This window comes from Pseudomonas sp. MWU12-3103b, from assembly GCF_023100615.1.
Classification (GTDB): domain Bacteria; phylum Pseudomonadota; class Gammaproteobacteria; order Pseudomonadales; family Pseudomonadaceae; genus Aquipseudomonas; species Aquipseudomonas putida_A.
Genome location: NZ_JALMEY010000003.1, coordinates 269,604 through 287,791 on the forward strand (window position 1 = coordinate 269,604; position 18,188 = coordinate 287,791).

Annotated in this window: 15 protein-coding genes; 14 read left to right on the plus strand and 1 reads right to left on the minus strand. The window is 58.4% G+C overall.

Going from position 1 to position 18,188, the window contains the following annotated elements; genetic code table 11:
* Positions 1–42: 42 nt before the first annotated feature.
* Entirely contained in the window at positions 43–1,377 is a 1,335-nt protein-coding gene (locus M0808_RS07325; protein ID WP_007963617.1) for a TRZ/ATZ family hydrolase, read from the minus strand.
* Positions 1,378–1,485: 108 nt separating this feature from the next.
* Between M0808_RS07325 and mtnA the strand changes: the two genes are divergently transcribed.
* From mtnA to rfbA, 14 genes are all read left to right on the plus strand, one after another.
* Entirely contained in the window at positions 1,486–2,562 is a 1,077-nt protein-coding gene (gene mtnA / locus M0808_RS07330; protein WP_095137261.1) for an S-methyl-5-thioribose-1-phosphate isomerase, read from the plus strand.
* 425 nt (positions 2,563–2,987) lie between these two features.
* Positions 2,988–5,642: a DNA gyrase subunit A gene (gene gyrA / locus M0808_RS07335; protein WP_027612418.1), complete on the plus strand. Its 2,655-nt coding sequence runs from the start codon at positions 2,988–2,990 to the stop codon at positions 5,640–5,642.
* 231 nt (positions 5,643–5,873) lie between these two features.
* The gene (gene serC / locus M0808_RS07340; RefSeq protein WP_247840523.1) at positions 5,874–6,959 is read left to right on the plus strand and encodes a 3-phosphoserine/phosphohydroxythreonine transaminase; all 1,086 of its coding nucleotides are present in this window, start codon (positions 5,874–5,876) and stop codon (positions 6,957–6,959) included.
* Positions 6,959–8,053 carry a prephenate dehydratase gene (gene pheA / locus M0808_RS07345; protein ID WP_003226907.1) on the plus strand — a complete coding sequence of 365 codons (1,095 nt, stop codon included), beginning with the start codon at positions 6,959–6,961 and terminating at the stop codon, positions 8,051–8,053. The genes serC and pheA overlap by 1 nt, the downstream gene beginning before the upstream one ends.
* A 13-nt stretch (positions 8,054–8,066) precedes the next feature.
* Entirely contained in the window at positions 8,067–9,179 is a 1,113-nt protein-coding gene (hisC, locus tag M0808_RS07350; protein ID WP_095137263.1) for a histidinol-phosphate transaminase, read from the plus strand.
* A 28-nt stretch (positions 9,180–9,207) separates the two neighbouring features.
* Complete coding sequence (locus M0808_RS07355) at positions 9,208–11,415, plus strand: bifunctional prephenate dehydrogenase/3-phosphoshikimate 1-carboxyvinyltransferase (protein ID WP_247840525.1); 2,208 nt, start codon at positions 9,208–9,210, stop codon at positions 11,413–11,415.
* Positions 11,412–12,101 (plus strand): (d)CMP kinase, encoded by a 690-nt coding sequence (cmk, locus tag M0808_RS07360; protein ID WP_015093983.1) that lies wholly within the window; start codon positions 11,412–11,414, stop codon positions 12,099–12,101. The genes M0808_RS07355 and cmk overlap by 4 nt, the downstream gene beginning before the upstream one ends.
* 119 nt (positions 12,102–12,220) lie before the next feature.
* Positions 12,221–13,906, plus strand: coding sequence for a 30S ribosomal protein S1 (gene rpsA / locus M0808_RS07365; protein WP_027612422.1), 1,686 nt, complete (start codon positions 12,221–12,223; stop codon positions 13,904–13,906).
* 205 nt (positions 13,907–14,111) lie between these two features.
* Positions 14,112–14,390, plus strand: coding sequence for a hypothetical protein (locus tag M0808_RS07370; RefSeq protein WP_027612423.1), 279 nt, complete (start codon positions 14,112–14,114; stop codon positions 14,388–14,390).
* Positions 14,391–14,542: 152 nt separating this feature from the next.
* Positions 14,543–14,839, plus strand: a complete 297-nt coding sequence (gene ihfB, locus M0808_RS07375) for an integration host factor subunit beta (RefSeq protein ID WP_003189779.1) — start codon at positions 14,543–14,545, stop codon at positions 14,837–14,839.
* Positions 14,840–14,869: 30 nt separating this feature from the next.
* Entirely contained in the window at positions 14,870–15,109 is a 240-nt protein-coding gene (locus M0808_RS07380) for a lipopolysaccharide assembly protein LapA domain-containing protein (RefSeq protein WP_225135894.1), read from the plus strand.
* 224 nt (positions 15,110–15,333) lie between these two features.
* The gene (gene rfbB / locus M0808_RS07385) at positions 15,334–16,410 is read left to right on the plus strand and encodes a dTDP-glucose 4,6-dehydratase (protein WP_225135892.1); all 1,077 of its coding nucleotides are present in this window, start codon (positions 15,334–15,336) and stop codon (positions 16,408–16,410) included.
* Positions 16,407–17,300 carry a dTDP-4-dehydrorhamnose reductase gene (gene rfbD, locus M0808_RS07390; protein ID WP_225135890.1) on the plus strand — a complete coding sequence of 298 codons (894 nt, stop codon included), beginning with the start codon at positions 16,407–16,409 and terminating at the stop codon, positions 17,298–17,300. The genes rfbB and rfbD overlap by 4 nt, the downstream gene beginning before the upstream one ends.
* Positions 17,297–18,187, plus strand: a complete 891-nt coding sequence (gene rfbA / locus M0808_RS07395; protein ID WP_225135888.1) for a glucose-1-phosphate thymidylyltransferase RfbA — start codon at positions 17,297–17,299, stop codon at positions 18,185–18,187. Before rfbD ends, rfbA begins: the two co-directional genes overlap by 4 nt.
* Position 18,188 lies beyond the last annotated feature (1 nt).

The following is an 18,188-nucleotide window of genomic DNA, read 5'->3' on the forward strand; positions in this document are numbered from 1 at the left end:
AACTTGAAAAGGGCTGTAGCCGCGGAGTCTGCTCCGCGGTGTTTACGATTCGGTGTGGCCGCTGATGCGCTGGCCCCAGGCCCGGGCGGTGGCGCCCAGCTGTTGTTCGTCCAGACGGGTCAGACGCCGGTCGTCGAGTAACTGTTTGCCGGCGACCCACAGGTGTTTCACGCAGTCGCGGCCGGTGGCATAAATAAGCTGCGACACCGGGTCATAGACCGGTTGCTGAGCCAGGCCGGACAGGTCGAAAGCGACAATGTCCGCAGCCTTGCCGATCTCCAGCGAACCGACCTGCGCCTCGATGCCCAAGGCCCGTGCGCCGTTGAGCGTGGCCATGCGCAGCGCACGATGGGCGTCCAGCGCGGTGGCCGAGCCGGCGACGGCTTTGGCCAGCAGCGCGGCGGTGCGGGTTTCGCCGAGCAGGTCGAGGTCGTTGTTGCTGGCGGCGCCATCGGTGCCGACGGCGACGTTCACGCCAGCCTGCCACAGGCGCTCCACCGGGCAGAACCCGCTGGCCAGCTTCAGATTCGATTCCGGGCAGTGGATCACGCTGGTGTTGCTTTCTACCAGCAATGCCAGATCGTCATCGCTGATCTGGGTCATGTGCACCGCCTGGAAGCGCGGGCCGAGCAGGCCGAGACGACCGAGGCGGGCCAGTGGCCGCTCGCCGCGATGCTCCAGCGATTGCTGGACTTCGAAGGCGGTCTCGTGGACGTGCATATGGATCGACGCGTCCAGCTCTTCGGCGATCACGCGGATTTTTTCCAGGTTCTCGTCGCCCACGGTGTAGGGTGCATGCGGGCCGAAGGTGATCTTGATCCGTTCGTGATGCTTCAGATCGCCGAACAGCTCGACGCCCTGACGAATCGCCTCATCGGCGCTGCTGGCGCCGGGGATCGGGAAATCGAGGATCGGAATCGCGATCTGCGCGCGAATGCCGCTGTTGTGCACGCGCTCACTGGCGACTTTCGGGAAGAAATACATATCCGAGAAACAGCTGATGCCACCCTTGATCTGCTCGGCAATCGCCAAGTCAGTGCCATCACGGACGAACTCTTCATCGACCCATTTGGCTTCGGCCGGCCAGATGTGGTTTTCCAGCCAGGTCATCAGCGGCAGATCGTCGGCCAGACCGCGGAACAGGGTCATCGCCGCATGCCCGTGAGCGTTGATCAGGCCAGGGGCGAGCAGCACGTCCGGCAATTCGCGGACTTCAGTGGCGTTACACTTCAATGCTTCGGCGCGCGGGCCGATAAACACGATGCGACCGTCGCGAATGCCCAGGCCATGCTCCTTGAGCACAACGCCTGCGGGTTCGACGGGTACCAGCCAGGTCGGCAGCAATAATAAGTCGAGCGCAATGGCAGGTTTCGGCATCGAGGGTCGGTTCCAGTGCTTTTGTAAAGGATGGCGAAGTATACCCGAGCGTCTTCGCGGGGGGATCGCTATAATCGGCGGCTTTTGTTCATGAGTGCGGGGTGAGGGATGCGCGATCGACTGTTGGCTGCGGAGAAAGTAAAGGCCATCGATTGGCGAGATGGCGCGCTCCACCTGCTGGATCAGCGTGTTTTGCCGTTCGAGGAAACCTGGATTGCCTACACCAGCGCTGCCGGCGTGGCTGAGGCGATTCGTTCGATGGTGGTGCGTGGCGCACCGGCCATCGGCATCAGCGCGGCCTACGGCATTGTGCTGGCGGCCCGCGCCCGCGTGGCTGAAGGCGGCGACTGGTACGCGGCGCTGGAAGAGGATTTCGCCCTGCTGGCGGATTCCCGCCCGACGGCGGTCAACCTGTTCTGGGCGTTGAATCGCATGCACGATCGGCTCGATCGTCTGAAGGACAATGCCGATCCGCTGGTGGCGCTGGAAGCCGAAGCCATTGCCATTCATGAAAGCGACCGCGAAGCCAACCTGACCATGGCCCAGCTCGGCGTCGATCTCATCCGCAAACATCAGGGCAATGCTCAGGCGATCCTGACCCACTGCAACACTGGTGCTCTGGCCACCGGCGGTTTCGGTACTGCGCTGGGGGTAATTCGTGCGGCGTATCTGGAAGGCATGGTCGAGCGGGTGTATGCCGATGAAACCCGGCCATGGCTGCAGGGTTCGCGCCTGACCGCGTGGGAACTGGCGAACGAAGGCATTCCGGTGACGCTGAATGCCGACTCGGCGGCTGCGCACATCATGAAAACCAAAGGCGTGACCTGGGTGATCGTCGGCGCTGACCGCATCACTGCCAATGGCGACGTGGCGAACAAGATCGGCACCTATCAACTGGCGGTTAACGCCATGCACCACGGCGTGCGTTTCATGGTGGTGGCGCCGAGTTCGACCATCGACATGCACCTGGCCAGTGGCGACGACATTCCGATCGAGGAGCGTGACGGCGCCGAGCTGCTGGAGGTGGGTGGCAAGCGCGTGGGGGCGGACGTCGAGGCGTTCAACCCGGTGTTCGACGTGACGCCGGCGGATCTGATCGATGCGATCGTCACTGAAAAAGGCATCGTCGAGCGGCCGGATACGGCGAAAATGGCTCAGTTGATGTGCCGCAAGCGCCTGCATTGATTGGCTTGATGTCTGCGTCGTCCTCTTCGCGAGCAGGCTCGCTCCCACAGATTTTGTGATCACCACAGAACAATGTGGGAGCGAGCTTGCTCGCGAAGGGGCCCTAAAAGTCAATAAACATCGCAAAACCTGACCTCAAAACTGTATTCAAAGAGGCTCTGAGCCTCTCTCGTCCCCTTTACGCCTGTCATCGGTCAACTAACTATGCTCCATGCGCATCTGGGGGATAGGTGCGTGGCGGCTCTTGTGATAACATCCGGCGTTTTCCGAGGCAGCTTCACGGAGCTGTCTTTACTGCGCAAATCCACGGTTCGATTTGTTGATTTGTCGTAAGTCGGCGCATGGCACTCAGCCTGCCCCGACGAGCTTCGTTCATCCCATATGGATATGACGAAGTTTCACCAGAAAAAGGAATCAGGCTTCTCATGGGCGAACTGGCCAAAGAAATCCTCCCGGTCAATATCGAAGACGAGCTGAAACAGTCCTACCTCGACTACGCGATGAGCGTAATCGTCGGCCGTGCACTGCCGGATGCGCGCGATGGCCTCAAGCCCGTGCACCGTCGCGTACTGTTCGCGATGAGCGAGCTGGGCAACGACTTCAACAAGCCGTACAAGAAATCTGCCCGTGTTGTCGGTGACGTGATCGGTAAGTATCACCCGCACGGTGATACCGCGGTGTACGACACCATCGTCCGCATGGCTCAGCCTTTCTCCCTGCGCTACCTGCTGGTTGACGGTCAGGGCAACTTCGGTTCGGTGGACGGCGACAACGCCGCGGCCATGCGATACACCGAAGTGCGCATGACCAAGCTGGCGCACGAGCTGCTGGCCGACCTGCATAAGGAAACCGTGGACTGGGTGCCGAACTACGACGGCACCGAAATGATCCCGGCGGTGATGCCGACGCGCATCCCCAACCTGCTGGTCAACGGTTCCAGCGGTATCGCCGTGGGCATGGCGACCAACATTCCGCCGCACAACCTCGGTGAAGTCATCGACGGTTGCCTGGCCCTCATCGACAACCCAGAGCTGACCGTCGATGAGCTGATGCAATACATCCCCGGTCCGGACTTCCCGACGGCCGCGATCATCAATGGTCGCGCCGGCATCATCGAAGCCTACCGTACCGGTCGCGGCCGCATTTACATGCGTGCCCGATCGATCATCGAAGACATCGACAAGGTCGGTGGTCGTCAGCAGATCGTCATCACCGAACTCCCGTATCAGCTGAACAAGGCGCGTCTGATCGAGAAGATCGCCGAGCTGGTCAAAGAGAAGAAGCTTGAAGGCATCACCGAGCTGCGCGACGAGTCCGACAAGGACGGTATGCGCGTCGTGATCGAGCTGCGTCGCGGCGAAGTGCCTGAGGTGATCCTCAACAACCTCTACGCCCAGACCCAGCTGCAATCGGTATTCGGCATCAACATCGTGGCGCTGATCGACGGCCGTCCGCGCATCCTGAACCTCAAGGATCTGCTGGAAGCCTTCGTCCGTCACCGTCGTGAAGTGGTCACCCGTCGTACCGTATTCGAACTGCGCAAGGCCCGCGAGCGTGGTCACATCCTCGAAGGTCAGGCCGTTGCCCTGTCGAACATCGACCCGGTGATCGCCTTGATCAAGGCCTCGCCGACTCCGTCGGAAGCGAAAGAAGCGCTGGTCAGCACCCCTTGGGAATCCAGCGCCGTAGTCGCGATGGTTGAACGTGCAGGCGCCGATTCGTGCCGTCCGGAGAACCTCGATCCGCAATACGGTCTGCGTGAAGGCAAGTACTTCCTGTCGCCAGAGCAGGCGCAAGCCATTCTGGAGCTGCGTCTGCACCGTCTGACCGGTCTGGAGCACGAGAAGCTGCTGGCCGAGTATCAAGAGATTCTCAACCAGATCGGCGAGCTGATCCGCATCCTCAACAGCGCCGTGCGCCTGATGGAAGTGATCCGCGAAGAGCTGGAAGTGATCCGCGCCGAATACGGCGACGTGCGCCGCACCGAGATTCTCGATGCGCGTCTCGATCTGACCCTGGGTGACATGATCCCGGAAGAAGAGCGCGTTGTGACCATCTCCCACGGTGGCTACGCCAAGACCCAGCCGCTGGCTGCGTACCAGGCACAGCGCCGTGGCGGCAAAGGCAAATCGGCGACCGGCGTCAAGGATGAGGACTACATTGCTCACCTGCTGGTGGCCAACAGTCACACCACGCTGCTGCTGTTCTCCAGCAAGGGCAAGGTGTACTGGCTGAAGACTTACGAAATTCCGGAAGCGTCCCGTGCAGCCCGTGGTCGCCCGCTGGTCAACCTGCTGCCGCTGGATGATGGTGAATACATCACCACCATGCTGCCGGTCGAGGAATACACCGAAGGTCACTACATCTTCATGGCGACCGCCAACGGCACCGTGAAGAAGACCCCGCTGGAATCCTTCAGCCGTCAGCGCAGCGTCGGTCTGATCGCGCTGGAGCTGGACGAAGGCGACGTGCTGATCTCCGCAGCCATCACCGATGGCGAGCGTGAAGTGATGCTGTTCTCCGACGGCGGCAAAGTCACGCGCTTCAAAGAGTCTGACGTGCGTGCCATGGGCCGGACCGCCCGCGGTGTACGCGGCATGCGTCTGCCGGAAGGGCAGAAGCTGATTTCGATGCTGATCCCGGAAGAAGGCAGCCAGATCCTCACCGCTTCCGAGCGTGGTTATGGCAAGCGTACCGCGATCACCGAGTTCCCTGAGTACAAGCGTGGCGGCCAGGGCGTAATCGCCATGGTCAGCAACGAGCGTAACGGCCGTCTGGTCGGTGCGGTTCAGGTGCTCGACGGCGAAGAAATCATGCTGATCTCCGATCAGGGCACTCTGGTGCGCACCCGTGTCGACGAAGTGTCGAGCCTGGGTCGTAACACCCAGGGCGTGACCCTGATCAAACTGGCCAAGGATGAAACCCTGGTCGGTCTGGAGCGGGTTCAGGAGCCATCGGAAGTCGAAGGTGATGAGCTTGAAGGTGAAGAGGGTGCCGGGTTCGAGGGGGATGTCGTGATCGACGACGTTGCCGAGGACCAGCAACTCGACGCCGCAGCTGACGAAGAGCCGCAGGAATAAGCGGACAAGCGAGGGGGCGGATGAAAATTCGCCCCCTTGTTATTTGTCCGGTATGAAATATCGGCGCCCATGACGAACCCTGTGGGAGCGAGCTTGCTCGCGAAGAGGGACTGACATTCAATGACGATGTCGCCAGTCCAACCGCTTTCGCGAGCAAGCCCGCTCCCACATTCGATTTGTGTCGGCTGATGATGTAATGCGTGATACCACCAAATCAGAGCGAGATTGGATGTGAGCAAGCGAGCCTATAACTTCTGTGCCGGTCCTGCGGCGCTTCCTGAAGCTGTCCTGCAACGTGCCCAGGGTGAACTCCTTGATTGGCATGGCAAGGGTCTGTCGGTCATGGAAATGAGCCATCGCAGCGATGAGTTCGTGTCTATTGCCACCCAGGCCGAGCAGGACCTGCGTGACCTGCTGAATATCCCGTCGAACTATAAAGTGCTGTTTCTGCAAGGCGGCGCCAGCCAGCAGTTTGCGCAGATTCCGCTGAACCTGCTGCCTGAAGGCGGCAGCGCCGACTATATCGACACCGGTATCTGGTCGCAGAAAGCCATCGAAGAAGCCTCGCGCTACGGCCACGTCAACGTTGCCGCCACCGCCAAGCCTTACGACTATTTCGCCATTCCGGGCCAGAACGAGTGGAATCTGTCGAAAGACGCCGCTTACGTTCACTACGCGCCGAACGAAACCATCGGCGGTCTGGAATTCCAGTGGATCCCGGAAACCGGTGATGTGCCGCTGGTGGCCGACATGTCTTCGGACATCCTCTCGCGTCCGGTCGACATCTCGCGTTTCGGCATGATCTACGCCGGCGCACAGAAGAACATCGGCCCGAGCGGCATCGTCGTCAACATCATCCGCGAAGACCTGCTGGGCAAGGCGCGTTCGCTGTGCCCGACCATGCTCGACTACAAGGTTGCGGCCGATAACGGCTCGATGTACAACACCCCGCCGACCCTGGCCTGGTACCTGTCCGGCCTAGTGTTCCAGTGGCTGAAAGAGCAGGGCGGCGTCGAAGCGATCGCCAAGCTCAATGACGTCAAGCAGCGCACGCTGTACGACTTCATCGACGCCAGCGGCCTCTACAGCAACCCGATCAACAAGTCGGACCGCTCGTGGATGAACGTGCCATTCCGTCTGGCTGACGATCGCCTGGACAAGCCGTTCCTCGCCGGTGCTGACGAACGTGGCCTGCTCAACCTCAAGGGCCACCGCTCCGTGGGCGGCATGCGCGCCTCCATCTACAACGCCGTCGACATCAACGCCGTCAACGCGCTGGTGGCGTACATGGCTGAATTCGAGAAGGAACACGGCTGATGTCCGAGCAAGAACTCAAGGCACTGCGCGTTCGCATCGACGCTCTGGACAGCAAGGTCCTCGAGCTGATCAGCGAACGCGCCCGCTGCGCCCAGGAAGTTGCGCGAGTAAAGATGGCCTCGCTGGCCGAAGGCGAAGTGCCGGTGTTCTATCGTCCCGAGCGTGAAGCTCAGGTGCTCAAGCGGGTGATGGAGCGCAATCAGGGGCCGCTGGGTAACGAAGAGATGGCGCGGTTGTTCCGCGAAATCATGTCCTCGTGCCTGGCGCTCGAGCAGCCGCTAAAAGTGGCTTACCTCGGCCCTGAGGGCACCTTCACCCAGGCAGCGGCCATGAAGCACTTCGGCCACGCGGTGATCAGCAAGCCGATGGCGGCGATCGACGAAGTGTTCCGTGAAGTGGCTGCGGGTGCGGTGAACTTCGGCGTGGTGCCGGTGGAGAACTCCACCGAAGGCGCGGTCAACCACACCCTCGACAGCTTCCTCGAACACGACATGGTGATCTGCGGTGAAGTTGAGCTGCGCATCCACCATCACCTGTTGGTCGGTGAAAACACCAAGACCGACAGCATCAGCCGCATCTACTCCCACGCCCAGTCGCTGGCCCAGTGCCGCAAGTGGCTGGACGCACATTATCCGAATGTCGAGCGCGTGGCGGTGTCGAGCAATGCTGAAGCGGCGAAGCGGGTCAAGGGTGAGTGGAATTCGGCAGCGATTGCCGGTGACATGGCCGCAGGCTTGTACGGCCTGACGCGTCTGGCCGAGAAGATCGAAGACCGTCCGGACAACTCGACGCGCTTCCTGATGATCGGTAACCAGGAAGTGCCGCCGACCGGCGACGACAAGACTTCGATCATCGTCTCGATGAGCAACAAGCCTGGCGCGCTTCACGAGCTGCTGGTGCCGTTCCATGACAACGGGATCGACCTGACCCGGATCGAAACCCGTCCGTCGCGCAGCGGCAAATGGACCTACGTGTTCTTCATCGACTTTGTCGGCCATCACCGTGATCCGCTGATCAAAGGTGTGCTGGAAAAGATCAGTCAGGAAGCAGTAGCACTCAAAGTGCTGGGTTCCTACCCGAAAGCAGTTCTCTAAGGGGCGGTAGCAAATGAGTGGCAACTTCCTCGCTCTGGCACAGCCGGGCGTGCAACAACTTTCGCCGTACGTTCCGGGCAAGCCTGTGGACGAACTGGCGCGCGAGCTGGATCTGGATCCGGCAAAGATCGTCAAACTGGCAAGCAATGAAAACCCGCTCGGTGCCAGCCCGAAAGCGCTGGCGGCGATCCGCGAAGAGCTGGCCGAGCTGACCCGCTATCCGGACGGCAACGGCTTCGCGCTGAAATCGCTGTTGGCCGAGCAGTGCCGCGTCGAGCTGAACCAGGTGACCCTGGGCAACGGCTCCAACGACATTCTCGAGCTGGTGGCGCGCGCCTATCTGGCGCCGGGCCTGAACGCCGTGTTCAGTGAGCACGCGTTCGCTGTCTACCCGATCGCTACCCAGGCTGTCGGTGCGCAGGCCAAAGTGGTTCCGGCCAAGGATTGGGGGCACGACTTGCCTGCGATGCTCGCAGCCATCGACGCCAACACCCGCGTGGTGTTCATCGCCAATCCGAACAACCCGACCGGTACCTGGTTCGGCGCCGAAGCGCTGGACGAGTTCCTGCAGGACGTGCCGGAGCACGTGCTGGTGGTGCTGGACGAGGCGTACATCGAATACGCCGAAGGCAGCGATCTGCCGGACGGTCTGGATTTCCTCGCGGCGTACCCGAATCTGCTGGTATCGCGCACGTTCTCCAAGGCCTACGGTCTGGCGGCGCTGCGCGTCGGTTATGGCCTGTCCACTGCGGTAGTAGCGGACGTGCTGAATCGCGTGCGCCAGCCGTTCAACGTCAACAGCCTGGCCCTGGCCGCGGCCTGTGCGGCGCTGAAAGACGAAGAGTATCTGGCGCAAAGCCGTCAGCTCAACGAATCCGGCATGCAGCAGTTGCAGGCGGGTTTCCGTGAGTTGGGTCTGAGCTGGATCGAGTCCAAAGGCAACTTCATCTGCGTCGATCTCGGTCAGGTTGCTGCGCCGATTTTCCAGGGGCTGCTGCGTGAAGGCGTGATTGTGCGTCCGGTGGCCAACTACGGCATGCCGAACCACCTGCGGGTGACCATCGGTCTGCCGGCGGAAAACAGCCGCTTCCTCGAAGCGCTGCGTAAGGTTCTGGCTCGTGGGTGATGTCACTGCTCTGCAATCTGCTGCACCTATGATCGGTCGCCTTGTGGTGGTCGGTCTGGGATTGATCGGTGGTTCGTTTGCCAAAGGTTTGCGTGAAAGCGGTATCTGCCGTGAGGTGGTCGGGGTCGATCTCGACCCGCAATCGCGCAAGCTGGCGGTCGAGTTGGGCGTGGTGGATCGTTGCGAGGATGACCTGATCGCTGCGTGTCAGGGCGCCGACGTGATTCAACTGGCAGTGCCGATTCTGGCCATGGAGAAAGTCCTGGCTCGTCTGGCGAGCGTTGATCTGGGGCAGGCGATTCTGACCGATGTCGGCAGCGCCAAGGGCAATGTGGTGCGCGCGGCGACCGAGGCGTTCGGCGGTATGCCAGCGCGCTTCGTGCCGGGCCATCCAATTGCCGGCTCCGAGCAGAGCGGGGTGGAAGCTTCCAACTCTGAGCTGTTCCGTCGGCACAAGGTGATTCTGACGCCGCTCGAGCAGACCGACCCGGCCGCACTGGCGGTGGTCGATCGCTTGTGGCGCGAACTGGGTGCCGACGTCGAGCACATGCAGGTCGAGCGCCACGATGAAGTGCTGGCTGCGACCAGTCATCTGCCGCACCTGCTGGCCTTCGGTCTGGTCGACTCGTTGGCCAAACGCAATGAAAACCTTGAGATCTTCCGTTACGCTGCGGGCGGTTTCCGCGATTTCACAAGAATCGCCGGAAGCGACCCGGTGATGTGGCACGACATCTTCCTCGCCAACCGCGAGGCTGTCCTGCGCACACTCGATACATTTCGCAGCGACCTCGACGCCTTGCGCGGCGCGGTCGATGCAGGGGATGGGCACCAATTGTTGGGCGTCTTCACGCGCGCCCGGGTTGCCCGCGAGCATTTCAGTAAAATCCTGGCCCGCAGGGCCTATGTGGACGCTATGAATTCCAACGATCTGATTTTCCTGGCTCAACCTGGTGGCCGCCTGTCCGGTCGGATTCGCGTACCAGGTGACAAATCGATTTCCCACCGCTCGATCATGCTCGGCTCGCTGGCCGAAGGTGTGACCGAGGTTGAAGGTTTCCTCGAGGGCGAAGATGCCCTGGCGACCTTGCAGGCATTTCGCGACATGGGCGTGGTCATCGAAGGCCCGCACCACGGTCGTGTGACCATTCACGGCGTCGGCCTGCACGGCCTGAAGCCTGCGCCGGGTCCGATCTATCTGGGCAACTCCGGCACTTCGATGCGTCTGTTGTCCGGCCTGCTGGCCGCGCAGAACTTCGACAGCACCCTGACCGGTGATGCGTCGCTGTCCAAGCGGCCGATGAATCGCGTGGCCAACCCGCTGCGTGAAATGGGCGCCGTGATCGAAACCGCTGCCGAAGGTCGTCCGCCGATGACCATTCGTGGCGGTCACAAGCTCAAGGGGCTGACCTACACCATGCCGATGGCCAGTGCTCAGGTGAAGTCCTGCCTGCTGCTGGCGGGTCTGTACGCCGAAGGCAAGACCACCGTGACCGAGCCGGCGCCGACCCGTGACCATACCGAACGCATGCTGCGTGGTTTCGGCTACCCGGTGAGCGTCGATGGCGCCACCGCGTCGGTCGAGTCCGGCGGCAAGCTGACGGCGACCCATATCGAAGTGCCGGGCGACATCTCGTCGTCGGCGTTCTTCCTGGTGGCGGCCTCGATCGCCGAAGGTTCCGAGCTGGTGCTGGAACACGTCGGCATCAACCCGACCCGTACCGGTGTGATCGACATCCTGCGCCTGATGGGCGCTGATATCACCCTGGAAAACCAGCGTGAAGTTGGCGGCGAGCCAGTGGCTGACCTGCGCGTGCGCGCTGCTAAACTCAAGGGTATCGAGATTCCGGAAGCGTTGGTGCCACTGGCCATCGACGAATTCCCGGTGCTGTTCGTGGCGGCGGCGTGTGCCGAAGGTCGTACCGTGCTGACCGGTGCTGAAGAGCTGCGCGTCAAGGAATCGGATCGCATTCAAGTCATGGCGGACGGCTTGCTGGCGCTGGGCGTCAAATGCCAGCCGACTCCCGACGGCATCATCATTGATGGCGGCCAGATCGGTGGCGGCGAAGTGCATGGTCACGGTGATCACCGTATCGCCATGGCTTTCAGCGTCGCTTCGCTGCGCGCCACTGCACCGATCCGCATCCATGATTGCGCCAACGTCGCGACGTCGTTCCCGAACTTCCTCGCGCTGTGCGCGCAGGTCGGCATTCGCGTGGCTCAAGAGGCTCAGTCGTGAAAAACATTGCACCGGTCATCACCATCGATGGGCCAAGCGGTTCGGGCAAGGGCACGGTCGCCGGGATCCTGGCCAAGCGTCTGGGCTGGAATCTGCTGGATTCCGGTGCGCTGTATCGCCTGCTGGCGTTCGCTGCGCACAACCATGGTGTCGACCTGACCAATGAAGAGCTGCTGAAGAAACTCGCCGCTCATCTGGATGTGCAGTTCATCGCGGCGACCGACGGTCAGCTGCAGCGCATCATTCTGGAAGGCGATGAAGTCAGCGACGTCATCCGTACTGAAAGCGTCGGCTCCGGCGCTTCTCAGGTGGCGGCATTGCCGGCGGTACGCGAGGCGCTGCTGCAGCGCCAGCGTGCTTTCCAGGAAGCGCCGGGCCTGGTGGCCGACGGTCGCGACATGGGCACAGTGGTTTTTCCGGATGCGCCGCTGAAGATTTTCCTCACCGCCAGTGCCGAGGAACGGGCGCGACGCCGATATTTGCAGTTGAAGGGCAAAGTCGAGGGTGTTAGTCTGTCGAGTCTGCTAGATGAGATCCGTGCACGCGACGAGCGTGATACCCAGCGCGCAGTAGCCCCGCTCAAGCCGGCGGCTGATGCGATACAGCTGGATTCCACGGAGTTGTCCATCGATCAGGTGCTTGAACGCATCATGAGCGAGATCGCCATTCGCGATATCGCCGGGTGACCAAGAAGGCCGCAGGGGACCAGTCATAGTCCTGCAGCGCTTCTTTTAAATGAAACTAACCCACACCGTCTGGGGTGTGGAGATGGGCGTATTCTTCGCCCTCATCTACAGGAATTAAAATGAGCGAAAGCTTTGCGGAACTCTTTGAAGAAAGCCTAAAGACCCTGAACCTTCAGGCAGGCTCCATCATCACCGGTGTTATCGTTGATATCGATTACCAGGCTCGCTGGGTAACCGTTCACGCTGGCCTGAAGTCTGAAGCACTCATCCCGCTGGAACAGTTCTACAACGATGCTGGTGACCTGACTATCAATGTCGGTGACGAAGTTCACGTTGCTCTGGATTCGGTTGAAGACGGTTTCGGTGAAACCAAGCTGTCCCGTGAAAAAGCCAAGCGCGCTGAATGCTGGATCGTTCTGGAAGCAGCCTTCGCAGCTGAGGAAGTGGTCAAGGGCGTTATCAACGGTAAGGTTAAAGGCGGCTTCACTGTCGACGTTAACGGCATCCGTGCGTTCCTGCCAGGTTCCCTGGTTGACGTCCGTCCAGTGCGCGACACCACGCACCTGGAAGGCAAAGAGCTGGAATTCAAGGTCATCAAGCTGGACCAGAAGCGCAACAACGTTGTCGTTTCCCGTCGCAGCGTCCTGGAAGCCGAGAACTCCGCCGAGCGTGAAGCTCTGCTGGAATCCCTGCAGGAAGGCCAGCAAGTCAAAGGTATCGTCAAAAACCTCACCGATTACGGCGCATTCGTCGATCTGGGTGGCGTGGACGGCCTGCTGCACATCACCGACATGGCGTGGAAGCGTATCAAGCATCCTTCCGAAATCGTCAACGTTGGTGACGAAATCGACGTCAAGGTTCTGAAATACGATCGCGAACGCAACCGTGTTTCCCTGGGCCTGAAGCAACTGGGCGAAGATCCATGGGTTGCTATCAAAGCCCGTTACCCAGAAGGCACTCGCGTTACCGCTCGTGTAACCAACCTGACCGACTACGGCTGCTTCGCTGAGCTGGAAGAAGGCGTTGAAGGTCTGGTACACGTTTCGGAAATGGACTGGACCAACAAGAACATCCACCCTTCGAAAGTCGTACAAGTCGGCGACGAAGTGGAAGTCATGGTTCTGGACATCGACGAAGAGCGTCGTCGTATCTCCCTGGGCATCAAGCAGTGCAAGTCGAACCCATGGGAAGACTTCTCTGGCCAGTTCAACAAGGGCGACAAGATCTCCGGCACCATCAAGTCGATCACCGATTTCGGTATCTTCATTGGTCTGGACGGCGGCATCGACGGTCTGGTTCACCTGTCCGACATCTCCTGGAACGAAGTGGGCGAAGAAGCCGTACGTCGTTTCAAGAAGGGCGACGAGCTGGACACCGTCATCCTGTCGGTTGACCCAGAGCGCGAGCGCATCTCCCTGGGCATCAAGCAACTGGAAAGCGATCCGTTCTCCGAGTACGTCTCGGTTAACGACAAGGGCGCTATCGTGACCGGTACCGTGAAAGAAGTTGACGCCAAAGGCGCCATCATCGTTCTGGCCGACGACATCGAAGCAACCCTGAAAGCCTCCGAAATCAGCCGTGACCGCGTTGAAGACGCGCGCAACGTTCTGAAAGAAGGCCAGGAAGTTGAAGCCAAGATCATCAGCGTTGATCGCAAGAGCCGCGTAATCCAGCTCTCGATCAAGTCGAAAGACGATGCTGAAGAGAAAGAAGCCATCCAGAGCCTGAAAGCAGCTCCGGAAGGTGAAGCAGCTGACACCACTATGGCGGCACTGCTGCGTCAAGCAATGGCCAAACAGAACTAAGTTCTGCTTGATCATGAAAAAGGGCGACTTCGGTCGCCCTTTTTTGTGCCTGCGATTTGGTGGCGGTACCGTTGGGAGTGGAGTGTTGGTGAAACCAATCCCTTCAGCGGGTTGTCTGTTTCTTTAATCGGATCAATCGCCTATTCGCGACTAAGCTGGGTATTAGTCGTGCAGTAGTCGGGCGTTGCCTGGCATAAGGAAGTGGATGAACAGATTTATTGTCTTGATTGCGGTGTTGGTACTGGCTGGCTGCACCACAAGTGCCAAAACGCATGCTGTGCGTGGCGTCAGCGGTATCGAGATCGACTGCTCTGGTCTGGGTTCGGGGTGGGAGAAATGCCAAAAGCGCGCAGCGAAGGAGTGCAAGGGCGCGGGTTACAGGGTAATCACCCGATCTGATCAGGCCAAGGATGAAGATGAATATCCGTTTGGCTTCAATCCCGCAGGCTACGTCACTCGAACCATGCTGGTCATGTGCCGTTGAGTGTGTGCTGCTTCGGCTTGTGCTTTTGTGCACTGAAAACAGGCGTTTCAGCGCCAAGGAAGATATGTCAATCCCTGGGCTGTTCAAAATCTTCCGGGCGTGCTAAAACCTTTCAAGCGCTGATCTAGCTGCTTGAAAAAGAAGGGAAAAATATGACGAAGTCGGAGTTGATCGAACGAATTGTCACCCATCAAGGGCTACTCTCATCCAAAGATGTGGAGCTGGCCATCAAGACCATGCTTGAACAAATGTCCCAATGTCTGGCCACTGGTGATCGCATCGAGATCCGTGGGTTTGGCAGCTTCTCCCTGCACTATCGTGCGCCGCGCGTCGGTCGCAATCCGAAGACCGGTCAGTCGGTCAGCCTTGACGGCAAGTTTGTTCCGCATTTCAAGCCGGGCAAGGAATTGCGTGACCGGGTGAACGAGGAAGAGGAGGAGGGGGTTTGACAGTCGCTATCTCTACACAGGGAGTAACCCATGCGTAACCTCAAGCGCATACTTCTTGGTGTTTTTATTCTTTTACTGGTGTTGGTGATTCTGGCGTTTGTGCTTGAGAATCAGCAGTCGGTATCGTTGTTGTTTCTGGGTTTGTCTGGTCCGCAGTTGCCGGTATCACTTGTCGTGGTTTTGGCATTGCTCATCGGTATGTTGATTGGCCCAATACTCGGCTGGTTTCTGGGGCGTCCGTCCAAAGCTGCGCGCAAGCGTCTTGTTTGAAAGCGACAGGCGCAGGGCGTCTGTCGAAATTGCGTCACAACCTATCCATATCCATTAGTAAAAGATTCATTAAGCTGTAAAATGCTACCCTTGTTCGATAGTGGCATATTCCCATATCGATTCAGACTGACTCTGACAGAAGCTTCGTTTTCTGCGGCTTTCGCATTCATGGATTAGACAGTGCTCGTCGGTGGCCTGTCTGCAGCTCAAGGGTATTGTTTCGCGTGAAAATTCTAGTAACCGGCGGCGCCGGGTTTATCGGCTCGGCAGTCATCCGTCATATCATTTCCAATACCGCCGACTCTGTCGTTAACGTTGATAAGCTGACTTACGCCGGCAATCTGGAATCTTTGGCGGAAGTCAGCCAAAACTCGCGTTATGCATTTGAGCGTGTCGATATTTGCGATCGTGATCAAATCGACCGCGTGCTACGTGAGCATCAACCGGATGCGATCATGCACCTGGCCGCAGAATCCCATGTGGATCGTTCGATCTCCGGTCCATCCGAGTTTATCCAGACTAATATCATCGGTACCTACACACTGCTTGAAGCGGCGCGCCACTATTGGGCTGCTCTGGATGATGCGCGTAAAGCCAACTTCCGTTTTCACCATATCTCGACTGACGAAGTGTATGGTGATCTGGAAGGTCCGGAAGATCTGTTCACAGAAACCACGCCTTATCAGCCAAGTTCGCCTTATTCGGCCAGCAAAGCCAGTTCCGACCACCTGGTTCGGGCTTGGGCGCGTACCTACGGTTTGCCGACATTGGTCACCAATTGCTCGAACAACTATGGACCGTACCATTTCCCTGAGAAGTTGATCCCGCTGATCATTCTCAACGCACTGGAAGGAAAGCCTCTCCCTGTTTACGGCAAAGGCAATCAGGTTCGTGACTGGCTGTATGTAGAAGATCACGCTCGTGCGTTGTACAAAGTCGTGACGGAAGGTGTAATCGGAGAGACCTACAATATCGGTGGTCATAACGAGAAGCAAAACATCGAGGTAGTGCATGTCCTTTGTGCTTTACTCGATGAAATCCGTCCAGACTCTGCTCATCGACCGCATGCCAATCTGATCACCTACGTTCAGGATCGCCCGGGCCATGATCAGCGTTACGCGATCGATGCCAGTAAAATCCAGCGCGAGCTGGGCTGGACGCCAGAGGAAACCTTCGAAACCGGGATTCGAAAGACTGTTGAATGGTACCTGAGTAATACTGAATGGGTAGCGCATGTGAAAAGTGGAAGCTACCAACAGTGGATAGATCAGAACTATGCAGGTCGTTCGAACAAGGCATGAAAATCCTTCTATTCGGAAAGAATGGGCAGGTTGGCTGGGAGCTTCAACGTTCCCTTGCCCCTTTGGGCGAACTGATTGCCTTGGATAGGCAGTCGGTCAATGGGCTTTCGGGAGGGTTGTCCGATACGGAAGCCTTGCGCTCAACAATCCGTAAGGCTGCGCCGGATTTTATAGTCAATGCTGCAGCTTATAATTCTGTTGATAGAGCTGAAGCCGAGCATGAGCTGGCAGACTTGGTGAATGCTCAGGCAGTAGACGTTATGGCGCAAGAGGCGCGTCGGTGTAATGCCTTGCTGGTCCACTACTCAACAGATTATGTATTCAATGGCTGTGGGTCTACTCCGTGGCGAGAGGCGGATGTAGCTGTGCCGGTCAATCGCTATGGCATCAGCAAGCTCTCCGGAGAGCAGGCTATACTTGCTAGTGGCTGTCGGCATCTTATCTTTCGCACTAGTTGGGTTTATTCGGCGCGGGGCCATAATTTTGCCAAGACTATGTTGCGATTGGCAAAAGAGCGCGAAACGTTGAATGTCGTTGATGATCAGATTGGCGCGCCTACAGGGGCGGAGTTGATCGCTGATGTTACGGCTCAAGCGATTCACCAGGCTATACGACATCCTGCGCTGGAAGGGCTCTATCATTTGACCTCTGCTGGTGAGGTGTCTTGGTATGAGTACGCTTGCCACGTGATCGATTATTCCAGAAGTCAAGGCGAGGTGTTTGCGGTGAAGACGATCAATCCTGTTGATACGGCTGCTTACCCAACACCTGCGCGTCGTCCTCTGAATTCACGGTTAAATACTCAAAAGCTGTGTGAAAATTTTTCTCTACACTTGCCGGATTGGCGAAGTGGTGTAACCCGAATGCTTAGGGAAGTTCTGAACAAATGACCACGACAAATCGTAAAGGCATTATCCTCGCAGGTGGTTCGGGCACTCGTCTGCATCCTTTGACTCTCGGCGTATCGAAGCAGATGTTGCCGATTTACGACAAGCCGATGATATTTTATCCGCTGTCGGTGTTAATGCTTGCAGGCATGCGGGAAATTCTGATTATTTCCACACCGCAGGATCTGCCTTGCTTTCAAAAGCTGTTGGGTGATGGGAGCCAGTATGGCATCAGTTTGATCTATGCCGAACAACCAAGCCCGGACGGTCTTGCACAGGCCTTTCTCATTGGTGAGAAGTTCATTGGCGAAGACCCTTGCTGTCTGATACTTGGTGACAATATTTTTTATGGTCAGCACTTTTCCGACAATTTGCGTTCAGCTAGTGCTAAAGAGCATGGTGCTACTGTTTTCGGTTATCACGTTTCCGATCCGGAGCGTTTTGGCGTCGTCGAGTTCGATGCATCCGGTCGTGCGTTGAGCATTGAAGAAAAGCCACTGACACCTAAGTCCAACTATGCCGTAACGGGGCTATATTTCTACGATAACGACGTGGTCGATATCGCAAAGAGTATTAAGCCGTCGGATCGTGGTGAGCTGGAAATTACCGATGTGAACCGGGCTTATCTGGAGCGGAAGACGCTAAGCGTAGAAATGCTGGGGCGCGGTTTTGCTTGGCTTGATACAGGTACTCATGATTCTTTACTTGAAGCCAGTCACTTCGTACATACCATTGAGCAGCGTCAGGGGCTTAAAGTTGCTTGCCTGGAAGAAATTGCGTACCACAATGGATGGATCAATTCCGAACAGTTGAGTGCACAAGCCGATGCTCTTAAAAAAACAGGCTACGGTCAGTACTTGCAAAAGCTTTTGGATTCGCCTGCCCGATAAT

Coding starts and splice junctions, on each gene's coding strand:
- M0808_RS07325 (WP_007963617.1), bottom strand. CDS start 1,377: ATGCCGAAACCTGCCATTGCGCTCGACTTATTATTGCTGCCGACCTGG.
- mtnA (WP_095137261.1), top strand. CDS start 1,486: ATGCGCGATCGACTGTTGGCTGCGGAGAAAGTAAAGGCCATCGATTGG.
- gyrA (WP_027612418.1), top strand. CDS start 2,988: ATGGGCGAACTGGCCAAAGAAATCCTCCCGGTCAATATCGAAGACGAG.
- pheA (WP_003226907.1), top strand. CDS start 6,959: ATGTCCGAGCAAGAACTCAAGGCACTGCGCGTTCGCATCGACGCTCTG.
- hisC (WP_095137263.1), top strand. CDS start 8,067: ATGAGTGGCAACTTCCTCGCTCTGGCACAGCCGGGCGTGCAACAACTT.
- M0808_RS07355 (WP_247840525.1), top strand. CDS start 9,208: ATGATCGGTCGCCTTGTGGTGGTCGGTCTGGGATTGATCGGTGGTTCG.
- rpsA (WP_027612422.1), top strand. CDS start 12,221: ATGAGCGAAAGCTTTGCGGAACTCTTTGAAGAAAGCCTAAAGACCCTG.
- M0808_RS07370 (WP_027612423.1), top strand. CDS start 14,112: ATGAACAGATTTATTGTCTTGATTGCGGTGTTGGTACTGGCTGGCTGC.
- ihfB (WP_003189779.1), top strand. CDS start 14,543: ATGACGAAGTCGGAGTTGATCGAACGAATTGTCACCCATCAAGGGCTA.
- M0808_RS07380 (WP_225135894.1), top strand. CDS start 14,870: ATGCGTAACCTCAAGCGCATACTTCTTGGTGTTTTTATTCTTTTACTG.
- rfbD (WP_225135890.1), top strand. CDS start 16,407: ATGAAAATCCTTCTATTCGGAAAGAATGGGCAGGTTGGCTGGGAGCTT.
- rfbA (WP_225135888.1), top strand. CDS start 17,297: ATGACCACGACAAATCGTAAAGGCATTATCCTCGCAGGTGGTTCGGGC.